The 19334-nt window shown below is 55.7% G+C and carries 19 protein-coding genes and 1 pseudogene; 9 read left to right on the plus strand and 11 right to left on the minus strand.

Translation table 11 applies throughout. The features are described from left to right. Positions 1-138: 138 nt before the first annotated feature. The 3 genes from HNI00_RS03415 to HNI00_RS03425 all read right to left on the minus strand — a co-directional run bounded on the left by HNI00_RS03415 (position 139) and on the right by HNI00_RS03425 (position 3066). Positions 139-1305: a nucleotidyltransferase family protein gene (locus HNI00_RS03415; RefSeq protein WP_172353787.1), complete on the minus strand. Its 1167-nt coding sequence runs from the start codon at positions 1303-1305 to the stop codon at positions 139-141. Positions 1306-1685: 380 nt separating this feature from the next. Beyond that, positions 1686-2531 carry a segregation/condensation protein A gene (locus HNI00_RS03420; RefSeq protein ID WP_316790692.1) on the minus strand — a complete coding sequence of 282 codons (846 nt, stop codon included), beginning with the start codon at positions 2529-2531 and terminating at the stop codon, positions 1686-1688. Between the two features lie 169 nt (positions 2532-2700). Next, positions 2701-3066, minus strand: a complete 366-nt coding sequence (locus HNI00_RS03425; protein WP_316790694.1) for a lipopolysaccharide assembly protein LapA domain-containing protein — start codon at positions 3064-3066, stop codon at positions 2701-2703. 389 nt (positions 3067-3455) lie between these two features. On the opposite strand from HNI00_RS03425, the gene HNI00_RS03430 reads away from it, so the two are divergent. Beyond that, entirely contained in the window at positions 3456-4436 is a 981-nt protein-coding gene (locus tag HNI00_RS03430) for a transposase (protein ID WP_316790695.1), read from the plus strand. A gap of 4 nt (positions 4437-4440) precedes the next feature. Here the strand turns inward: HNI00_RS03430 and tnpC are convergent, their stop codons facing one another. Next, positions 4441-5808: an IS66 family transposase gene (gene tnpC, locus HNI00_RS03435; RefSeq protein ID WP_316790697.1), complete on the minus strand. Its 1368-nt coding sequence runs from the start codon at positions 5806-5808 to the stop codon at positions 4441-4443. Positions 5809-5875: 67 nt separating this feature from the next. Between tnpC and HNI00_RS03440 the strand changes: the two are divergent. Continuing rightward, positions 5876-6079, plus strand: a pseudogene (locus HNI00_RS03440) (IS1 family transposase); the annotation flags it as partial. A gap of 94 nt (positions 6080-6173) precedes the next feature. Here the strand turns inward: HNI00_RS03440 and HNI00_RS03445 are convergent. Next, entirely contained in the window at positions 6174-6527 is a 354-nt protein-coding gene (locus HNI00_RS03445; RefSeq protein ID WP_316790699.1) for a hypothetical protein, read from the minus strand. Between the two features lie 140 nt (positions 6528-6667). Then, on the minus strand, positions 6668-6859 hold the full coding sequence (locus tag HNI00_RS03450) for a hypothetical protein (protein ID WP_316790701.1): 192 nt from the start codon (positions 6857-6859) through the stop codon (positions 6668-6670). Positions 6860-6926: 67 nt separating this feature from the next. Here HNI00_RS03450 and HNI00_RS03455 point away from each other — a divergent pair, with 67 nt between their 5' ends. Next, positions 6927-7493 carry a Uma2 family endonuclease gene (locus tag HNI00_RS03455; RefSeq protein ID WP_316790703.1) on the plus strand — a complete coding sequence of 189 codons (567 nt, stop codon included), beginning with the start codon at positions 6927-6929 and terminating at the stop codon, positions 7491-7493. 183 nt (positions 7494-7676) lie between these two features. Here HNI00_RS03455 and psb27 read toward each other — a convergent pair whose 3' ends face one another. The 4 genes from psb27 to purH all read right to left on the minus strand — a co-directional run bounded on the left by psb27 (position 7677) and on the right by purH (position 11136). After that, the gene (gene psb27, locus HNI00_RS03460) at positions 7677-8075 is read right to left on the minus strand and encodes a photosystem II protein Psb27 (protein ID WP_068508368.1); all 399 of its coding nucleotides are present in this window, start codon (positions 8073-8075) and stop codon (positions 7677-7679) included. 138 nt (positions 8076-8213) lie between these two features. Continuing rightward, positions 8214-8696 carry a DUF4079 domain-containing protein gene (locus HNI00_RS03465; protein ID WP_297077149.1) on the minus strand — a complete coding sequence of 161 codons (483 nt, stop codon included), beginning with the start codon at positions 8694-8696 and terminating at the stop codon, positions 8214-8216. A 320-nt stretch (positions 8697-9016) separates the two neighbouring features. Then, the gene (locus tag HNI00_RS03470; RefSeq protein ID WP_172353749.1) at positions 9017-9322 is read right to left on the minus strand and encodes a hypothetical protein; all 306 of its coding nucleotides are present in this window, start codon (positions 9320-9322) and stop codon (positions 9017-9019) included. A gap of 233 nt (positions 9323-9555) precedes the next feature. After that, complete coding sequence (purH, locus tag HNI00_RS03475; RefSeq protein ID WP_316790707.1) at positions 9556-11136, minus strand: bifunctional phosphoribosylaminoimidazolecarboxamide formyltransferase/IMP cyclohydrolase; 1581 nt, start codon at positions 11134-11136, stop codon at positions 9556-9558. A 689-nt stretch (positions 11137-11825) separates the two neighbouring features. Between purH and HNI00_RS03480 the strand changes: the two genes are divergently transcribed. Beyond that, positions 11826-12488 (plus strand): alpha/beta hydrolase, encoded by a 663-nt coding sequence (locus tag HNI00_RS03480; protein ID WP_316790709.1) that lies wholly within the window; start codon positions 11826-11828, stop codon positions 12486-12488. Between the two features lie 141 nt (positions 12489-12629). Continuing rightward, entirely contained in the window at positions 12630-12842 is a 213-nt protein-coding gene (gene isiD / locus HNI00_RS03485) for a protein IsiD (protein WP_172353751.1), read from the plus strand. A gap of 172 nt (positions 12843-13014) precedes the next feature. Here the strand turns inward: isiD and HNI00_RS03490 are convergent, their stop codons facing one another. Further along, positions 13015-13707 carry a phosphoribosyltransferase gene (locus HNI00_RS03490; protein ID WP_316790712.1) on the minus strand — a complete coding sequence of 231 codons (693 nt, stop codon included), beginning with the start codon at positions 13705-13707 and terminating at the stop codon, positions 13015-13017. Positions 13708-14061: 354 nt separating this feature from the next. Here HNI00_RS03490 and psaK point away from each other — a divergent pair, with 354 nt between their 5' ends. The 4 genes from psaK (at position 14062) to HNI00_RS03510 (ending at position 19284) form a co-directional block, all read left to right on the plus strand. Further along, a complete protein-coding gene (gene psaK, locus HNI00_RS03495; RefSeq protein ID WP_316790714.1) occupies positions 14062-14322 on the plus strand; it encodes a photosystem I reaction center subunit PsaK in 261 nt (86 codons plus the stop codon). Positions 14323-14573: 251 nt separating this feature from the next. Next, positions 14574-14945: a hypothetical protein gene (locus HNI00_RS03500; RefSeq protein ID WP_172353753.1), complete on the plus strand. Its 372-nt coding sequence runs from the start codon at positions 14574-14576 to the stop codon at positions 14943-14945. After that, on the plus strand, positions 14942-16525 hold the full coding sequence (gene dacB, locus HNI00_RS03505; RefSeq protein ID WP_316790717.1) for a D-alanyl-D-alanine carboxypeptidase/D-alanyl-D-alanine endopeptidase: 1584 nt from the start codon (positions 14942-14944) through the stop codon (positions 16523-16525). The genes HNI00_RS03500 and dacB overlap by 4 nt, the downstream gene beginning before the upstream one ends. Positions 16526-16749: 224 nt before the next feature. Further along, positions 16750-19284 (plus strand): HD family phosphohydrolase, encoded by a 2535-nt coding sequence (locus HNI00_RS03510; protein WP_316790719.1) that lies wholly within the window; start codon positions 16750-16752, stop codon positions 19282-19284. Positions 19285-19334 lie beyond the last annotated feature (50 nt).

A 19334-nucleotide genomic window follows, 5' to 3' on the forward strand; every position in this document is an offset into this window, starting at 1 on the left:
CTAATTCGCTTGATTTCGTGCGATTTACAGATTATCTACAGATTATGTGAGCCTGTGTGAGCAGTATGGGAGCCGTGTCAGCGCGATCGCCCTTTTGGGTTGCCGAAGACGCGCGATCGCCCCCTCAAGTCTGCTGATCTACCGAGTCTCAGCGCTCAGTAGTTCCGTAATCGCCTGATGCTCGATTGGCGTTTCGGCAGGAATGTCGCCCCGCGTGTCGGCGATCAGCCAGTCGAGCGCGGCCGCCTGCACATCGATGGATGCGCCCGTCTTGTCTACGCAATAGCGACCAAACACGAGCTTATCGACCAAGCGCACGCCCGGCCCCAGGCGCGAATATTCAAAAATCACGCTGTTATCAACCGTTGCGCCGCTGCAAATGTGGCAATTGGGGCCAATCATCGACGGGCCGACAATGCGTGCGCCGTCCTCGATCTTGGTCATGCCGCCAATGTATACCGGGCCCTGAATGTCTACCTTGTCCCAGTTCACGGCGACATTGATGCCCGTATAGATGCCGGGGCGCACTTCTCGGCCGGGAATTTCGACATTCTTGACTTCGCCCCTCAAAACGCTGCGAATGGCGTGCCAATAGTCAGGCACTTTGCCAATATCCACCCACTCAAAATCCATCGAAATGCCGTAGAAGGGTGCGCCCTTTTCAACCAGCTTGGGGAATAGCTCACTGCCGATGTCGTATTCCACACCGGAAGGAATGTAGTCAAAAATTTCTGGCTCAAAGATATAAATCCCGGTGTTGATTGTGGTGCTAAGGGCTTCTTCGACCGAGGGCTTTTCTTGGAAGGTTTGGATGCGGCCCGACTCGTCCGTCACCACGACCCCATAGCTCGACACCTCTTCGCGGGGCACGTCTTTCATAATGATGGTGGCGATCGCCCCCTTTTCTCGATGCCAGCGCACCGCCTCGGTCAAATTCAGGTCGATCAGCGCATCACCACACAGCACCACGAACGTATCGTCAAAAAACGGCGCAAAGTCCTGAATCTTCCGCATCCCGCCCGCAGAACCGATAGCCTGACCTTCGAGTTGACCATCCACAATCCGCCCTTCAAAGGAATAGGCAATTTGCACGCCAAAGCGCTGTCCATCGCGGAAATAGCTTTCGATTTCGTAAGCCAGGTGACTCACGTTCACCATGATTTCATCGAAGCCGTGCTGCCGCAGCAGCTCTAGCAGGAACTCCATCACGGGCTTTTGCAGAATGGGAATCATCGGCTTGGGAATCGTGTAGGTGATGGGACGCACACGAGTTCCCTTACCAGCAGCGAGGATCATGGCTTTCATAGCGTTTGCTCTAACCTTTGGGGCAATTTGCTTGGATTGGTGTGGAATGATTTACTACAGACAGAAGAAAGTTAACTCTACGTAATCTAACTTAGTGTTCCCTGATTTTAGGAATCGGCCCGAGCGGCGGCTACGGAATTTACAGAATCTTTGCCAGCAAAACAGGTTGGAAGAAACTCTAGTTAAGCCTTGAGCATCCTTTCACAGAAACCGGTTCTAGCCGCGCTCATCCTGAAATGACTCCTCCTGAGACTATGCGTGGTCTAAACCAATTTCTAAACCCACTAGGCCAATTCAGAAATTGATTCAGCCGTGACGGGACGAAACCCCTTCCATACCCTAGCCTCCCTCTATCTAATCCAGCAAGTTGGACACAGCAGCTAATCCAGCAAGTTGGACACAGCAGAGTTTTCCAGGGAATCCGTCTCAGATTCTGCCAGACTCCGCACCCGCAAATCCTGATAGAACTCTTCCTGGAGCAGTTCTACCTTAGATTGGGCAGAGAGATAAAGGAGTGCCCAAAACACCCCCACGCGATCGCCCTGAGGCGTTGCATGGTGTCCCTCTTGTCGGGTTTCTGCTGCTGCGTCCGACGCGACCCACAGTTCTAGCAACTGCTCAAACTCCATCCACTCATCGCCCTGGCTCATCGCGTCCCAATGCTCTTGCAAAAACTGCTCCAGCGCAGCGGCAATTTCAGACAGGTTTTCCTGGTGAGCCAGTTGGGTAATGACGCGCACCGCCTGACTGCGCGACTGAGGACGGGGACGACGAACGCGCTGTCGAGGTCGGGGGTCGGACACCGCCGCCGCCATCATCTCTAGCTGAGAAATCAGCTCTTGCAGCGTCACCTGGCGACTTTGCATCGGTCGGGCCACCGCTCTCCGCCGCAACCGCCGCTCCAAGCTGAGGGGCAAGGGCGCACCCACCGTCCCGTCAGATTCTTCCAGAAACTCGTCTTCTAACGGCGCTTCGTCTTGAGTGGTGCGTGCGAGTGTGTCAGCCTTGAGCAGCACCAGCATAGAAGCATAGAGAAATGCCTGACCCGACTCGGACAAGTCAGCCTCATAGGGGGCACGGCCCGCTTCTACCGCTTGCAAAGGCTTAAGCTGGCTGAGAAATCGGTCAATAACGTCGATAACTTTGACATCCCACGGGTCAATTTCGCCCCGTTCAGACAGGTCGATCAGCAGGGCGATCGCATTTTGCGCTAGCGAAAGAGCCATTTGCCAGGCAGCCCCAGTTTCCCTAAGGACTAATCTCTATTGGGTACTAATGTAAACGAAATAACCAGCCATCAACCCAATCAGACCCAGCAATAATAGCGGCACCCACAGACTGGCAATGTTGACCATGTGATTGACCCTGCGGCTATTCCTGCGCCAGCGAAGGCACCTACTTGGCAAAGACCTCGGTCACTTCTACGTCTTGAGGGGAAGGCTGCGAAGCGGGCAGCAGGCGCTGCTGTTCTTCCAACTCCACCTTATAGCGCTGGATGTCCTGTTCCAATTCCTGAATCCGCACATCTCGCTGCCGCAACTCGCGCCCAGACTCCAGCAAATTTTGAATTTGATTCCACACGCTAAAGACCCAAGCCAAGACTGCGCCAATGCCCATTGCCAGCAAAAGCTCGATCGACAGCGGAGCCTGAAGATCTAGCCCCTCCACCACATGAATGACCGCAGGCTCAGTATTTTCGATGCCAAACAGCACCAGGGCCAGACAAATCACAAAGATGACGACAAAGTTGATTTGGCGCATGGATGTTGTCCCTCAATCTTTCACTCACACAGCAGACACCCAACAATCTTACAAACTTTCTTGCGACAGATGGAGTTCGGAGCCTAGCTAATCTGTCCTGCCAGAGGTCACCTGTTGTCTGAGATGCCCATCCTAAAGGACTTTTAGAGCATGGCTTCGAGCAAGATTTGATTTTGGTTGACTGACAAAAGTTGTCTAGAAGCTGCTAGACAGCTTGCGGTGCGGTAGTTTCAGAGATCTAAGGAGAGAGAGGGGAGCCAGCGTTCTAAGCTTAGATACCACTCAAAAGCATAGATGTTGTGAACTCCCCTCTCTACAATGCCTTGAACACTTGGCTGGGTCAATCGTTACCCTGGGCGCATCGTGGGCATCTGACGACCTGCCTGTGGATGGTCATTGCCTTACTCCAGCGTGGAGAAGTCAACCTGACGCGGTGGCTGCCCTATGTCCCCTGTCGAGGCGTGCAGGCGCAAAGCAAACAACGACGGCTCAGTCGTTGGCTGCACAACAGTCGTCTGAACGTCCATCGGCTGTACAAGCCGTTGATTCAGGCAGCGTTAGCGGATTGGGCTGAAGCGTGCCTGTACCTGAGTTTGGACACCTCGCTGTTCTGGGATGAGTATTGCTTGATCCGTCTGGCAGTGGTGCATCGAGGTCGAGCGTTGCCTGTGGTGTGGCGAGTCCTGAAGCACCGCAGTGCGTCTGTCACCTTCGATGCGTATCGGGAAATGCTCCACCAAGCCGCCCATCGATTGCCTCAGGGGGTGAAGGGGGTCGTGTTGGCCGACCGGGGCTTCATTCACACCGATGCCATGACCGCTATCACGACTCAACTCGGGTGGCACTACCGCATCCGCATCAAGCGGGATAGCTGGATTTGGCGGGCAGGTCATGGATGGTGTCAATTGAAGGACATTCACCTTCAGCGTGGGGAAGCCCGCTGTTGGCACACCGTGAAGCTCCACAAAGGGGAGTGGTATGGTCCGGTGCATATCGCCTTTGGCTACAACAACGTCAATGGCGAGTTTTGGGCTATCGTCAGCGATGAACCCACCAACCTGCACACCTTCGAGGAATATGGTCTCCGCTTTGATATAGAAGAGGCGTTTCTCGATGACCAATCCAATGGATGGAATCTCCAAAAGTCCGAGATTCGCTCTGTCTGCGCCCTATCCCGCCTCTGGTTTCTCTTGGCGGTCGCTACCCTCTATGTGACTGCCCAAGGTGTTGAGGTTGTCGCAACGGGTCAACGTCGGTGGGTTGACCCCCATTGGTTTCGCGGCAACAGCTACTTTCGGATTGGTTGGGATTGGGTAAAAGCAGCTTTAGAAAATGGTTGGCAACTCATTCGTCAGGTTCGTTTTACGTAATTACTCAACCCAATAGCCAATCGAACTGATGTGAGGTAAGGGCACGAGAAATGGCATCAAAGGCAGAAATGCCCTGACGCTTTGCAGTATTGACCAGCGAACGCACCTGAGCGAATAACTCTGCTCCCCAGTCTGAGCGGAATCCGTTGGTCACCTTGCGAAAGATTACACTCCAGCGCAACGCCTGTTCACTTGCATTATTAGTCGGCGGGATTGCCTCATCGGTCAGAAACAGTAACAGATGAGCGTGAATCTTCTGATAGCGTTTGAGCAACCTTTGTCCCTCGACTGATTTGGGCTGCAAGTTGAGAATCTCTCGGAGTGACCCACCCAATCGAGCGCAATACTGTTCGACGGTCGAGGTGGCAAGGATCTGTCGTCGCCGTTGCAAGGCAATGGCTTTGAGCAACAGCCGTTTCATCCGGGGCGCAAACAAATCATCCCCTGCATCAATCGCATACTGACAATCACGCAGTTGATGCGCTAAACATACTTGCCAGTCTTGGGCTGGATGGGCTGCCTGAGCACTGAATAAGTCAGACACCCAAATCTGCGGTTGATGCCCAGCCATCACGGTATCAATGACCGTTTTGCCACGAGTGGGACGAATCACATGCAGACACACCTGGTCGTTTTGAAACACCCATTCCCACTGGTTTTTCCCATTCACCCGCGCCCCGGTTTCATCACTACCCACTAGCCGAGCACTGCGTAAACGTTCCACAATCTTGGCAATTGGAGTTTCTAGCTGCCCCTGCACCCGTTGCAAGAGATTGGCAATGGCTCCTTCCGACAGCTTTAGACCGTAAAGGTCGCCCATCAAGTGGCTCAACCGTTGGTAGCTGATAGCATGGCTGTAGCGTAGATAGGTGACTAGACTCGCAACACTCGTACCAAAGGGAGACCCTGGCTCTAATCCGACTGGAACCGGAGCCTCATACGCCTTTTGGCAACACTGACAAGTCCCACCGTAGCGTTCAACTCGGGTGATGTGAGGGGTCAATCGGGGCAATTCAATGCGCTCGTAAATCCCACTCAATCGCTGCATTGATAAGTCAACTTCGACCCCACAGTGGGGACAGCTTTTAGCTTGGGCTATCACCACTTGATCTGGTTGTTGGCTCAATGTCCGCCCACCATTGCGGTGATGCCTCGTTTCCTCACCCTTGACGGAAGTTGATTGAACACGGCTCTGATTGGGCTTAAAGCCTTGAGATGGAGGCAGACTCGAATTCTTTGACGTTTTCTTGACCCGTTTTTGCTTCAGCTTTTCCACCTCCGCTCGCAACGTTTGCAACTCCTGCCACAGCCCGCTTATCAGGGCATCCTTTTCGCTATGGCTCAGTCCATCGAGGGGGGGCAGTTCCTTCATGGCAAAAGCTTATCATCTTCTGCTATGACCCTGCTCAGGTCAACCTAGTTGAGCAATTACGTTGTGACAACAAACGGGAAGATGGCACCGACGACAGAATAAGTTTGCTAAGGTCTGGCAACAGACTCAAGTGACGACTCGGTTAGTCGTCAGTTATTTCAACTGGATTTGGCAGCATAGCCGCTTCAAAACCACTGCCGCGCAGAGAGCAGGATTAACGACGCGAGCGTGGAATTGGTATGACATCGCCACCTATCCCACATTAATTTGAGGCACTATCGTTGCAATGACCCACCCACTTTGTGCAGATTCTCCATCAAATGATACCAATCGAGAATCTCAATGCGATGGTTATCTTCGAGCAGTTAGCTCAGCAGATTCCAAATGCCCGGATGTCCATCACCGATGCAGTACAAGGGGGACTGTAACGGTTGGTCTTGCACCCAGTTGAGCAATGCCCCATTGTCCTGAAACCACGCCATACCGATGCCGTCGGTGTCTAACCGTACCGCTTTGTATTGCTTCCACTCGGATGGTTCGCCCTTGGGCGTGACAAAGCGCATTTGTCCACCGTCCAAACTGACTTGATTGACCGCATCCGGCGGTTGCACTGTGGGTTGGGTAAATGTCTGACGTTGCACCAGGCGTTGCTGAGTTTTCGCACTCACCCGCACTCCGGTTAGAAGTGCCACATCTTCGGTGGCATGAGCATAGGACACATTCGCACTGATTCTCAGACAACACATCTCCAGATAGGGACTCAACTGACTCCCTTTGCTCACTCCCAATTGATGGGCTTGTTCGCTGGTCAGTTGCAGTGCTCCTAGAATGCTTTTTAGCTGTCGCGGGTACCCTTCGGTTATGCCCGTAACTGTTTCGATAAAAAAACGCCCATCTTGGGTGTTACGTGCTTCTGAACCTGCTCGCGCACCGCTGCTTCAATTTCTCCCAAGTTGGTCATGGGCGTTTGACTGGCATCAGCATCCTTGTACAGCAGTTTGGCAAGTTCGCGGACATGATACGCAACAGCTTGTTCTTCTTCAGGGGTCATGACCATCATCCAGCGATTGAGGACTCCTCCATTCTGATTTTTCTACTCAGAAGGTGACACGCTCCCGATGGAGAGTTCACTACACTATGCCCAACTAGACCTGCTGGTTGCTTGTTTAGAGTGGCTTTGGCGCGATCGCTCTGATTTTTTTATTGGGGCGAACTTGACAATTTATTTCAGCCGAGAGCAGCTCAAAAACGAAGAGTTTCGCGGCCCCGATTTCTTTTTAGTGAAAAACACCGAAAAGCGCCCGCGAAAATCTTGGGTTGTCTGGGAGGAAGGCGGCAGATACCCGGATTTGATTATCGAACTCTTATCGGACTCAACAGCCCAAATCTATCGAAATTTAAAGAAGGAACTCTATCAAAACCGATTTCGCACACCAGAGTATTTCTGGTTTTCTCCTGAGACCTTGGAATTTTCAGGCTGTCGCCTAGTTAACCAGCAGTATGAACCGATTGCTGAAACTGATTCGGGCTGGCTGTGGATTCATACCTTAGGACTCTATTTAGGTATTCAAGCTGGGATGCTGCGCTATTTTACAGAAATAGGTAACCCGGTGCTGTCTCCACAAGAATCGGCACAACGATTGACAGAGCAGCTAAGAGCGTTGGGCGTTGAACCGGACGTATAGCAACGCGAGAACAAGAAAGAGAGGGTTAGGTTCGCTCTCCCTTCCACGAATCCCAACTAATTCTCAAACTGACAGGACTTACGCACTTGCGATCAGCTCTTTGGGCTTTGGACGATTTTTCGAAGGCGCAGCCCGATAGAAATCGTCCAACTGCGTAAGTCCTAACTAATTCTCAGAAAAGCACTATGCTTCCCGCTTAAGTGCAGACTCGACCTGCTTAAATTCCAGTTCCAAACGCTCCTTCAGCTTGGCAGGAACAGGGCGATTGGGATAAGAGCTATAGTGCCCCGCCAGAGAATTCAGCGCTGTCCGCATAGTGGTAAAGGAACCCAGCTTGAGCAGCGAGTTGTCTCGGCGATATCGAGCTGAGAAGTCGTTAATTAGCTGGCGGGCTTCGGATTGGGCGGCGGCCTTTTCAGGCGTGCCATCGGGCAGTTCTAGTGCGTTCCGTAGGCTACCGATCAACGCCAGCGTATCTTGCCGATAGTTGCCACTGAGATTTCCCGACGCACTGGAGCAGCCCGTCAATCCAATGACACACACCAGCACTAGGGCAAACAGACGAGTTAGAAAAGTCTTCATAGAACCTCGGCAACTAAAAATCGGCAATTTGGAAAGCGACCGTCAAAACCAAAAACTGGGAAAAAGCATCGTTCTTCATCATAACTTGAGTTGGCGATCGCCCCAGCGCGACACACCAACCCCAGCAGCCCTTAGTCCTCAGGCGTTGCCCGTCATGCGGTTCACGACATTTTGCAGGATTTGCATCCCGGTGATAGCTTGCCAGCCAAACAGAGCCAGCAGGATCACGTTCAGCGTGATGTGGGCATAGCGGGCCGCATCGTTGCCCTTCTGCATAAACGGGGTCAGTGCAGCAGAGGTAGCAATCATGCCCGTCATGCCCAAGCCCACCAGCAGGTGGGGGTTGACAAACAGCTTGCCGCTGTTGATATAGGTGGCAGCCATGCCGCCCAGCGTGCCCAGCACCATCGTTGCCAGCAAGATCGAGCCAATCTGGTGATGGCGGATATTGAAACGCCCTTTGAGCAATGCTTTTTTGACCTCGCCCTCGGCGGATCGCGTGCGCCGAAGCTGAACGCCCAGATACATGGCGTAGATCGTCAGCCCAAACAAAACCCACATCAGGATCGGGTGAACAAACTGGCTGTAAACCTTGAGCGACTGCAAAAGCTCAGGACTCATTACGCTCTCCCTCTCTGCGCCTCAAATCTTAAAAAAATCTAACTGCACTGTAATAAAAATTAGCACAATTAGCGTCACTGGGAAGAGACTAGCAGGATGGACGGGAGGAGACGGCGGTCAGATCAGTTCCGAATCAGTTCAGTTCCGAATCAGTTCAGTCCCGAATCAGATCAGTTCCGAAGCAGTTCCGAAAAGGATCACCTCCAAAAAAACAAGCCTCCCAGCGAGAACTTGCAGAACTTGCTTGGAGACTTGTTTGCTTTTGCTAATGGAAGCCTGGGCGTAGAGATGGCAACCCTTCTGCTCAAAGGGCGATCGCGCTACATGCCCGGCAAGAGCGAGTCCGTTGCATTGGTCGGCTCGGCCTGGGGCTGTTGGCGCAGGATGATGGGCGGCTCGGTGACCAGGCCCACAAGGCGATCGCTCGGAAAGCAGAGAATCGCTTTGCCCTCGGTAATTGGAATCTGGAAAAGGCGCTGAGGGCGGTTTTCGGGTGGCGCAACCAGCGTCTCAAACAGCTCTTGCAGGAGCATGTTGTTGGACTGAATTGTGACCGTTTGCTGCGTGCCGCCATCGAGAAGAATGGTGACGGCGACTTCTTGGGGCAGAGGTGCATCAGAAACCATGCGATTACCTAACTATAAAGTGAATGCTGAACAACAGCGTGAGTGAAAACTTAAAACAGGGGGTTCGTGCAAAACAGCAGCCCGATGGCTGAATCTCAACAAGCCTTCATTTATACTTCCCTCGAAATAAGACGGAAATCGGGAAATTGCTGGAAAGTCGAGCAATAGGCTGCTAGTTGTTATGCAGTCTTTACGACTTGAACATCTGGGCGACGAAGTGCAATCAGGAAGACCTAGTGCAAGAAATGGCGAACGCCCGTGAAAATCATAGCCAATCCCAGCTCGTTTGCGGCCTGAATCGACTCGGCATCGCGCAAACTGCCGCCGGGTTGGGCGATCGCCACGATCCCCGCCGCCGCCGCCTGCCGCACCGAATCGTCAAACGGGAAAAAGCCGTCGCTGGCTAAAATTGCGCCCCTAGCGCGATCGCCCGCCTGCTCCAGCGCCAGCTTCACAGAGCCGACCCGATTCATTTGGCCTGCGCCAATGCCCAGCGTGGTGCGCTGATTCGTCACCACAATTGCGTTGGATTTGACGTGTTTGCAGACCGCCCAGGCAAAGCGCAGTTCTGCCCACTGGTCGTCGGTCGGTGCTTTTTCGGTCGCCACTTTCCACTGGCTGATGTCGATCGAACGATCATCGGAGGCTTGAACCAGCAGTCCTCCGGCGATCGCCCTCACCGCCTGCGCTGGGCCTGCGTGCAGGTCGGGCAGCGTTAGCACGCGCACTTTGGACTTTGCTGCCAGGATTTCTGCCGCTGCCGCATCACACCCCGGCGCAACCACGCATTCCAAAAAGGTTTGGGTCAAAGCCGCCGCGGTTTCTGCATCAATGGGTCGATTCAGCGCCACAATGCCACCGAAAGCCGAGGTCGAGTCGGCTTCATAGGCTTTGGTATAGGCCTCCAGCAGCGTATTGCCCAGCGCTACGCCGCAGGGATTGGTGTGCTTAATAATCACAGCGGCGGCGGGCGCACCGGGCGCATCGTCAAACTCCGCCACAATCCGTCGCGCCGCCTCCAGATCGACCAGGTTGTTATAGCTCAACTCCTTGCCCTGGAGCTTGGTTGCCGCTGCCCAGCCCGTAGGCGATTCCCCAGTTTGATACCAGGCGGCAGGCTGATGGGGGTTTTCGCCATAGCGCAAGGGTTGCAGCAGGCGACCCGTGATGGAAATCGAAGCCGGATGCTCGCTGCCCGATTCTGCGGCAATGGGTTCGCGGGTTGCCGATTGCGCGGCCAGGTAGGTGGCGATCGCCGCGTCATACTTCGCCGTGTGCGAGAACCCCGCCAAGGCGCAGGCTCGGCGAAACTCGAACGACACCTGACCATCCCCCTGCCGCAGTTCCGTCAGATATTCGTCATACTGGGCTGGATTGCACAGCACGGTGACATGGGCAAAGTTTTTGGCCGAGGCCCGCAGCATTGCCGGGCCGCCGATATCGATCTGCTCCACCGCGTCCGCCAGCGACACACCCGGTTGGGCAATAGTCTGCTCAAAGGGGTAGAGATTCACCACCACCAAGTCAATCGGCTGAATCTGGTTGGTCTCCAGATCAGCCAGGTCTTGGGGAACGTCCCGTCGGGCTAGAATGCCGCCGTGAATGCGGGGATGCAGCGTCTTTACGCGCCCACCCAGGATTTCGGGGGAACCTGTGTAGTCAGAAACTTTGGTGACTGGGATGCCTGCCGCCTTCAGCGCTTCGGCGGTGCCACCGCTACTGATAATGGAAAAATCGAACGTTTCTACGAGCTGGCGGGCAAACGCCACTAGTCCGGTTTTGTCAGAAACGCTCAGAAGAGCTAAACGGGTCATGGCACTCTACTAACTCAAAAACGACTCTAAACCGACTCGAACCTGAATAACGGCGGTATGACGGCTGAAAACTTCTCGCAAGCGCGTCACCACTTCATGAAAACACTTAACCAGTTCGTCTGGCTGACGCACTTGCGTAAAAGGACTAAAGGATTGCTAAGAGGGGGTTTGAAAAGGTATCGCCTGTAATGTTAAGCACTCAGAGATCCCCCCTAGCCCCCCTTAAAAAGGGGGGAAACCGCCTTAAAGTCCCCCTTTTTAAGGGGGATTTAGGGGGATCTTGCACGCTTTGCTACAAACAGTAAGACTTTTCAAACATCCTCTAAAAAACTGCGGTTGACGCTTCCTCAGAATACTCAGAGTATATGGAAACAATGGGCGGGGAAACTTATGATTTGATCGAATTGCGCTTGATTTTGATGGAACTGCGTTCAGGGCGATCGCCGTCTGGAGGTCTAAACCTGGGTTCGCTAAATTCGCACTCTGGCTGAATGGCTCCGCCAAGGCAGGGTTAGCGCCAAACTCTTCTAGTCTCTAGCGTCGCCGCCCAAAATTACCACGCAAAACTACCACCCGAAATACCACCCAAAAATTACCACCCATAGCCACTATCCAGAGTCCACACGCATCAATCCTGACGCATCAATCCTGATTTACACTCCTGCTGAATTTCTACCGAGAGGAAGACTGTGTCTCTGAGAGCGATTTCTATCCCGCCTCGCAGCGGCAAATCGCCGGAAGCGCTGCTGGTCATGCTGCATGGCTGGGGAGCCAATGCCCAGGATGTAGCTTCGCTGGCGCTGATGCTGGATTTGCCGACGATGCAACTGTTATTTCCTGATGCGCCTTTTCCCTATCCCTATGGGCCTATAGGTCGCGTTTGGTACGACTTGCCCGATGGCTATTCCTTCGAGAGCGATCCAGAATTTGTCCACCAGCCCAAACTGAGGGAGAGCGCTACCCAACTGACAGACTGGCTGCGATCGCTCTCGTCGATTACGGGTGTACCGCTGGAAAAAACGCTGCTGGCGGGCTTTTCGCAGGGTGGTGCGATGGCTTTGGAGGTCGGTCTGAGTCTGCCGCTGGCGGGGCTGATGGTGCTGAGCGGCTATTTGCACGGGCCACCCCAACTGGGGATCGCGCTGCCCCCACCCGTGCTGATGGTGCATGGTCAGCAAGATTTGGTGGTGCCGATTGGTGCGGCCCGGCGATCGCGCGATGTTTTGCAATCGGCGGGGCTATCGGTGCGGTATCACGAGCTATCAACGGGTCACGAAATTACCCCAGAGGTGCTGAAATTGGCGCAAAACTTTACAGAAGAAATACGGTTGTCAGCGAGCCGGAGCGAATAGGATAGGAGATGTAGAGGTCTATGGCTCTCAGCGAAAGCCTGCGCAGGCAGCGAAGCCCGCGGAGGTATGGATGGGGGTCTGCTCTGGGGAATTGCTTTCTAAAGGATTCTTTCTGACTAGTCGGAATTTGGAGGGCGAGCCATGCGTACATTGGACTTTTGCGAGCAAGATGTCGCCCAAATGACCGAGGGCGAGGTAGAAAACCTGGCGAAGCGGCTTGAACAAGACGACTATGCAAACGTCTTTGAAGGGCTGCGCGACTGGCACCTGCTGAGGGCGATCGCCTTCCAGCGCCCCGAACTGGCAGAACCCTACTATTACCTGCTAGATATGGAAGCCTACGACGAGTCCTAAATGCACTTCACGGCTGGAACGCTGCTGTAACACCGGCATCGACGTAATGCTGATCATGCTGAGCCTATAGACCTGAATCCAGCATTCACGCTTAGATTTCACATTCAGGTCTCACAGACAAGTTTCACATTCAGGTTTTTCAAACAGGTTTTGCAGAACCATGCAATTCAGCTTAACGAAGCCCTGACTCTTGGAGCGTCTGGTGATGACGCTTGAGGATATCTAGGGCTTCTTCCGTTTCGACCTGGGGAAACTCGACATAGAAGCGGCTGACGCTGAGAAAAGAGCGCGGAGCCGCCAACAGGACGATGCGATCGCCCCAATGCTTGAGAAATGGCACAACCCGCGAGGGCGCAACGGGTGCACAAATGATCACTGCCGCTGGATGCTTGGCTTGCAGGGCACGAGCAGCGGCGGCCATCGTCAGCCCAGTGGCAATGCCGTCATCGACCAGAATGGCGATCGCCCCACGGGGATCATTCGGCTTCATGCCTCCCGAAAACAAGTCTTGCTGGATACGAGCGCTCGCCTGTGCGGTTTGCACTGCGCTCCGCCATAGCGATGTTCGCGTTTCCATTATCCCGGCATGGCGCGATCGCATCACCTGGCCGTCGGCCGTCACCGCCCCAATCGCCAACTCTGGATTGTCGGGGCGCGTCACCTTTTTGGCTACCATCACGTCCAGCGGACAGCGCAAGCTCTGGGCAATCGGCGCTGCCACCGGAATGCCCCCCCTAGGCAGCGCGTAGACCAGCGGTTGGGCATCGGGATAGCGAAACCGCAGCAGGCTCACCTCGGCAGCCACCAGCGGTGCAAGCTGTTGTCCGGCATCCTGGCGATCGCGCAGCGGCAGTAGGTTAGACATGTTGTCCCTCCGGGGGTGAGAGGGGGCAGGGGCGAGGGGATCAAGGAGAAATGAGACTATCACTCTCGATCATGACGGATCTTTCCAGGCTTGGTTAGCAAAACGCATAGGGCGCAACCCGCAACCAGCGCGACTGGGGGCGATCGCCCTTTGTAGAATTTTGTTGCGGCAAACGTTAACTATTGATGCAAACTATGCCAGAGGTTGTCCGTTTTTTGATACTAGTGCCCTTAAGCTAGTCTTTCGCCCGCCGGAGGTTTCGGGGAGGCAGGTTTGCTGGCCGGGGGCCTGCGGAGCGTGGGAAAGATCAGCATTCTGATTCATTCCTCTTTTCATGACTTAGGAGATCGAGCCTTGTTCATTTCCCCGTTACTTGCTGCCGTGCCCACCACCCTGGAATGGGGCCCCAAAACGGCAATTGTCATGATCCTGTGCAACATTCTGGCGATCGCCATTGGCAAATTCACAATTCAACAGCCCAGCGTTGGGCCAGAGCTACCCTCCTCTGACATGTTTGGCGGCATGGGTTTGGGGGCGCTGCTGGGAACGACCTCTCTCGGCCACATCCTTGGCGCAGGAGTGATTTTGGGACTAGCCAGCATGGGCGCACTATAGCCCCAAGAAGCTGGCAGAAGCCGCCAAGATCTCTGTAGGCAGGGTCTGGCAGTGTTTCATCTGGCAGTGTTTTATCTGGCAGTGTTTCATCGTTGACGACTTTGGTGCCTCGCAAGAGTGTCGCAGGCTTGCAGCAAGCCGCGTTAATCATTGGGTTCCTGAAGACTCACGGCGCGTCTTTCCCAATGCTGCTCAACGCTGCTCTATGATGTACCAGAGTCGTCACCCTTTTACGTTTGCCCAAATCCTGCATGATTGTCTCGCCTGATGAATTGGTTCGTTATCGCGCCGAGCTAGCCGAAAATCCTGAGGCCCTGGCAGCATTGACCATGCTGGAAGATTGCGAAGGAGATTTGGAAGATGCGGCGATCGCCTTGGCGCTGCGGGAAGGACAGGAACCCGATCAGTCGGAAGGCTGGCTCGATGGTTTTGCCAAGCGCTGGCGGGTCTATGTTTGCCAGTCCGGTGTTCGAGGTCACCTGGAAACAGGGGCGATCGCCCTAGGCATCCAGCTTCTAGCAGCCGAAATGGTGCTGCCAGTCGATCTGGCGACGTTGGTTGCCATTTACGTACAGAAAACGGGCGTGGAGACTTTCTGCAAGCCCCTGGAGGAGCGGCTTTGAGGGTCGGCTGGCAGGGCGGCTGGCAGGGCTGGCATCGCAGCCAGAAAGCCCCGATCGTCTTCGCCGCGCTCCTAGCGCTGTTGGGCAGTGGGAACCCGTCCACGGCGATCGCCCAAAGCCAAGTTCCCAACCCAGACCTTACCCAAAATCCAAAATCCAAAATCCAAAATCCCCAAATCGCCCAATCTCCCGGCAGTTTCTGTGCAACAGATTTGCCAGGGCAACTGGACGCGCTGCTGAATGCAGAGCCTGTGCCGCGATCGCGCTGGGGCGTATTGGTGCGATCGCTCGACACGGGCGACACGCTCTATGCCCGCGAAGCAGACCAGTTTTTCATTCCTGCGTCCAATGCCAAAGTCTTCACCACAGCGGCCACGCTGACGGCCCTCGGCCCCGCCTTTCGCATTCGCACCTCTCTCTACCGAGACGCAAGCGACCGTGAGACCGCAGAGACAGGGCAAGTTCGGCTGCGGCTGGTGGGGCGCGGCGACCCTACGCTCACCACTGCCCAACTCGATGCGCTGACCACACAACTCAAGGCACAGGGCATCGCCCGCATCGATCGCCTGACGGTCGATGCCTCCTACTTCCAGGGCGACGAGGTGAACCCCAACTGGGACTGGGAAGATGCCCAAGCGGGCTACGGCGCACCCGTCAGCAGCGTGATGGTGGATGGCAATGCGATCGCCCTCCAGTTGGTTCCCCAAGCGCTGGGGCAGCCCCTCCGCGTCGTGTGGCGCGACCCGGCCGATGGCGCGGGCTGGGCCATCGACAATCGCTCTCGCACCGTCGCCGCCAGCGAAGCCGAATTTACAGCCGTCCGCCGCGCCTTTGACCGACTGCTGCTGCGGGTGAGCGGCCAACTGCGGGTCGGCAGCGCCGCAGAGCTAGAAATCATCCCCGTCACCGATCCAATCCGCCACTTCATCAACCGACTGCGGCGATCGCTCCGCAACCAGGGCATTGCGCTTGGCCCAGTGGCGATCGCCACCACGCCCACCCGCCTCACAGAACCCGAAGTCGCCAGCATCGCCTCTGCCCCCCTGTCGGAATTGCTCAAACCCACCAACGCCAACAGCGAAAACCTCTACGCTGAGGCAATGCTGAGAATTTTGGGCGCAGAGCAATTGCCCGATCAGTCCGCCAATAGTCTCTCCGCCGGAATCACGGCTCTCAAAGCAACCCTGACCCAACTGGGCGTATCTGCCGACAGCTACGCCCCCGTCGATGGTTCTGGGCTGGCTCGTAAAAATCTGGCCAGCCCAGAATCCTTGGTGGAAACCCTGAGGGCGATCGCCCGCACCCCCAACGCCCGCGTGTTTCGCGACTCGCTGGCCGTGGCCGGCAGCAGCGGCACGCTGCAAAGCCGCTTCCGCAATACGCCCGTGCAGGGAAGGCTCTGGGGCAAGACCGGAGCCATCAGCGGCATCGCCTCACTGTCGGGCTATCTGGAGCCGCCCCAGCATCCGCCCCTGGTGATCAGCATCTTGGTCAATCATTTTGACCAGCCTGTGCGAACCGTCCGCCCAACGATGGACGAGCTGGTGCTGCGGATAGCAAAGGTGCAATCCTGCGAGTAAAACGCATCCCCCAAAGTGCTTTCCCCCATTGCCCCACGAAGCACCCCTGCTCTATCCTCTTGTAAAGAAACCTCTCGCTTATACTAGAGATCTGTAGCAGGCGAGATGGCTCTGGGGTTTTGACCCGTTGGTTAAGAATTCCTGTTTCTTACTTCTAAGAAAAAATCGTCTTGTATTTGGTGCGATCGCCACAGCCCTTTAATTAAGTGCCACTTGGTGCGCTGATGAAACTGTTCCGAGGATTTTCCAAACAGTTTGAACCGGGGCGGCAAAGACATCGCTCTAAACCAGGCAGTCTGCGCCCTAGCAAGCAACCTGGTACTCCGCCGACTCGTTTTTCTAGCGAACATGCCAACCGTCTGTGGCTCCAGGTTTCCCAGGCGGCTCGGCTAGGGCAAGATTGGCTCTGTCCCCCGGCTCGTCGTCGCAAGTCTTCCTTTTCTTCGACCTGTGCCTATCCCCGGGCCTATGCGCTGCTGGCCGTACTGACGCTGACGAGCGTGATTGGCTATCGGTTCTATAACGAGCCTCAGCTTGCCGTGGGCACCGTTGCTCCTCAAACGCTGCGGGCTCCGGAGAATGCAACGGTGCTAGATAGCAAGTCAACCGAAGAAAAGCGGATGGCTGCCCGCCTGGGTGCGCTACCTGTGCTGATGATCGATCCGGCGGTCAATCAGCGCATTTACCAATCTATTCAGCGCCTCCTAGACGAAGGGGACGCGCTGCGCCAGATGGCCGGGCCCTTCCCATACATCTCTACAGGTACTTTATCGACTGCGACGCAATCCTATCTCCGGCAAACCTCAAAGGCAGAGTGGGAATCGATCGTTGCGGCCGTCGAGTCAACTGCAAGCCGCCTGCCCTTGTCTTCTACTCCGGCAACCTCAAGCGGACGCGAGCCGTCGTCGCGGTCGGCTCAGCAGCTTGCCATTCTGGAATTGCAAAATCAGCGACGCTCGATGTCGGAAGAAGACTTTTCGGCACTAAAGCGAGTCATCGTGCGGGCCCGCCAAAACTATGCGATCGCCCTAGCGGAGCTATCAAACACGCCGGACGCAGGAGCCAGCCTCTATTCTCCTGCCGTGCTACAACTCTCTGATACCGAATGGCTGGATACCAAAGTCAAAATCCGTCGCGCCCTCGAACGAATCCTCACCCAGGGAGTTGCGCCCGGTCTGCCAAACAGCATTTTGAAAGATGCCATTCGCATTCAGATGGGAACCGACCTGCCCGCCAACACGTTGCCCCTGGCTAGCACGCTCCTGATTTCTGCCATCGAGCCAAACCTGATCCAAGACCCAGCCCAAACTCGGCTCCAGGCAGAGCAGGCTGCCCAGGCAGTCGAGCCAGTTATGGTGACGATTCGACGGGGCGAAGTGATTGTCGATCAGGGCGATGTCATTACCCAGGAAGACTTTGTGCTGCTCGACCACTTTGGGCTGAGCCAGCGCGGCATTAACTGGTTTGGGTTGACCAGCTTCGCGGCCCTGGTGAGCGGCGGCGTGGCGGCATTTCTCCTGCTGGAAAGACGCTTTCACCCCGGCTTTCGACGGCGCGACTATGTACTGGTCATGCTGCTGGTGCTGAGTACCCCGGTGCTGCTGGCGTTTGGCGCATCGACCACGACGCTCCCCGCCGTGGGGCTGCTGGTCAGCACGTTCTACGGATCGCCGCTAGGCGCAACGGTGGCTGCGTTTCTCAGCCTGGCCCTGCCGCTGGGGATGAATGTGGGCAGTCGCCATCTCTTTGCCAGCTCGGTCAGCAGCCTGCTGGGGGCGGTGATGGCGGGCCGACTGCGATCGCGCGAAGAACTCGCCCTGCTAGGCGGAGCCGTCGGGCTAACGCAGGGATTGGTCTACCTGCTGCTGAGCCTGATCGTCAGCGGCGGCAGCGGCATTGTCTGGTACACCATCCTCATGGCCTCGGTGACGCAGGGCCTGCTGGGCGTTGCCTGGAGCATCGTCGCGCTGGGCATCAGTCCCTACCTGGAGCAAGCCTTTGACCTGGTGACCCCGATTCGGCTGGTGGAACTGTCGAACCCCAACCGGCCGCTACTCAAGCGACTGGCCGAGGAAGCCCCTGGCACCTTTCAGCACACGCTGTTTGTGTCTACGCTGGCGGAGGCAGCGGCCCGCGAACTGGGCTGCAACGTGGAACTGGTGCGGGCAGGAACGCTGTATCATGACATTGGCAAGATGCACGACCCGCTGGGCTTTATCGAAAACCAGATGGGTGGGCCTAACAAGCACGACAGCATTGATGACCCCTGGGTGAGCGCCAGCATTATTAAAAGGCACGTCACCGAAGGCGAGGCTATGGCCCGCCGCTATCGCCTACCTCGCGCCATCCGCGCCTTTATTCCCGAACACCAGGGCACGATGCTGGTCGGCTACTTTTTCCACGAGGCCCAGCAGCGCGTCAAAGCCAATCCGTCGCTCGTCCTGCGCGAGGCGGATTTTCGCTACGATGGGCCGATTCCTCAATCCCGCGAGACGGGCATTGTGATGCTGGCCGATTCCTGCGAAGCTGCGCTGCGATCGCTCAAGGATGCCACGCCCAAAGACGCGCTGGCGATGGTCAACCGCATCCTCTATGCCCGCTGGCAAGACAACCAGTTGGTCGATTCGGGCTTAGAGCGCTCGGAAATGCCCCGCATTGCCGAAGTCTTCGTGCAGGTGTGGCAACAGTTTAACCACCAGCGGATTGCCTACCCGAAGGCGATCGCCGCCCCAAAAGCCCCAGCCGCAGAGGTAAAATGAGAATTCCAGGGATTAGGGTGTGTTTTATAGCCTTTTGATCCCCCCTTGCC

The organism is Thermoleptolyngbya oregonensis NK1-22 (assembly GCF_032705245.1).
Classification (GTDB): domain Bacteria; phylum Cyanobacteriota; class Cyanobacteriia; order Elainellales; family Elainellaceae; genus Thermoleptolyngbya; species Thermoleptolyngbya sichuanensis.

What these genes read in the sequence shown, in the direction of transcription:
- HNI00_RS03500 (WP_172353753.1), top strand. Translation starts at nt 14,574, where the DNA reads ATGATTGTCTCGCCTGATGAATTGGTTCGTTATCGCGCCGAGCTAGCC.
- HNI00_RS03470 (WP_172353749.1), bottom strand. Translation starts at nt 9,322, where the DNA reads ATGGTTTCTGATGCACCTCTGCCCCAAGAAGTCGCCGTCACCATTCTT.
- HNI00_RS03430 (WP_316790695.1), top strand. Translation starts at nt 3,456, where the DNA reads ATGGTCATTGCCTTACTCCAGCGTGGAGAAGTCAACCTGACGCGGTGG.
- tnpC (WP_316790697.1), bottom strand. Translation starts at nt 5,808, where the DNA reads ATGAAGGAACTGCCCCCCCTCGATGGACTGAGCCATAGCGAAAAGGAT.
- psb27 (WP_068508368.1), bottom strand. Translation starts at nt 8,075, where the DNA reads ATGAAGACTTTTCTAACTCGTCTGTTTGCCCTAGTGCTGGTGTGTGTC.
- HNI00_RS03510 (WP_316790719.1), top strand. Translation starts at nt 16,750, where the DNA reads ATGAAACTGTTCCGAGGATTTTCCAAACAGTTTGAACCGGGGCGGCAA.
- HNI00_RS03465 (WP_297077149.1), bottom strand. Translation starts at nt 8,696, where the DNA reads ATGAGTCCTGAGCTTTTGCAGTCGCTCAAGGTTTACAGCCAGTTTGTT.
- HNI00_RS03450 (WP_316790701.1), bottom strand. Translation starts at nt 6,859, where the DNA reads ATGACCCCTGAAGAAGAACAAGCTGTTGCGTATCATGTCCGCGAACTT.
- HNI00_RS03455 (WP_316790703.1), top strand. Translation starts at nt 6,927, where the DNA reads ATGGAGAGTTCACTACACTATGCCCAACTAGACCTGCTGGTTGCTTGT.
- HNI00_RS03425 (WP_316790694.1), bottom strand. Translation starts at nt 3,066, where the DNA reads ATGCGCCAAATCAACTTTGTCGTCATCTTTGTGATTTGTCTGGCCCTG.
- isiD (WP_172353751.1), top strand. Translation starts at nt 12,630, where the DNA reads ATGCGTACATTGGACTTTTGCGAGCAAGATGTCGCCCAAATGACCGAG.
- purH (WP_316790707.1), bottom strand. Translation starts at nt 11,136, where the DNA reads ATGACCCGTTTAGCTCTTCTGAGCGTTTCTGACAAAACCGGACTAGTG.
- HNI00_RS03420 (WP_316790692.1), bottom strand. Translation starts at nt 2,531, where the DNA reads ATGGCTCTTTCGCTAGCGCAAAATGCGATCGCCCTGCTGATCGACCTG.
- HNI00_RS03415 (WP_172353787.1), bottom strand. Translation starts at nt 1,305, where the DNA reads ATGAAAGCCATGATCCTCGCTGCTGGTAAGGGAACTCGTGTGCGTCCC.
- HNI00_RS03490 (WP_316790712.1), bottom strand. Translation starts at nt 13,707, where the DNA reads ATGTCTAACCTACTGCCGCTGCGCGATCGCCAGGATGCCGGACAACAG.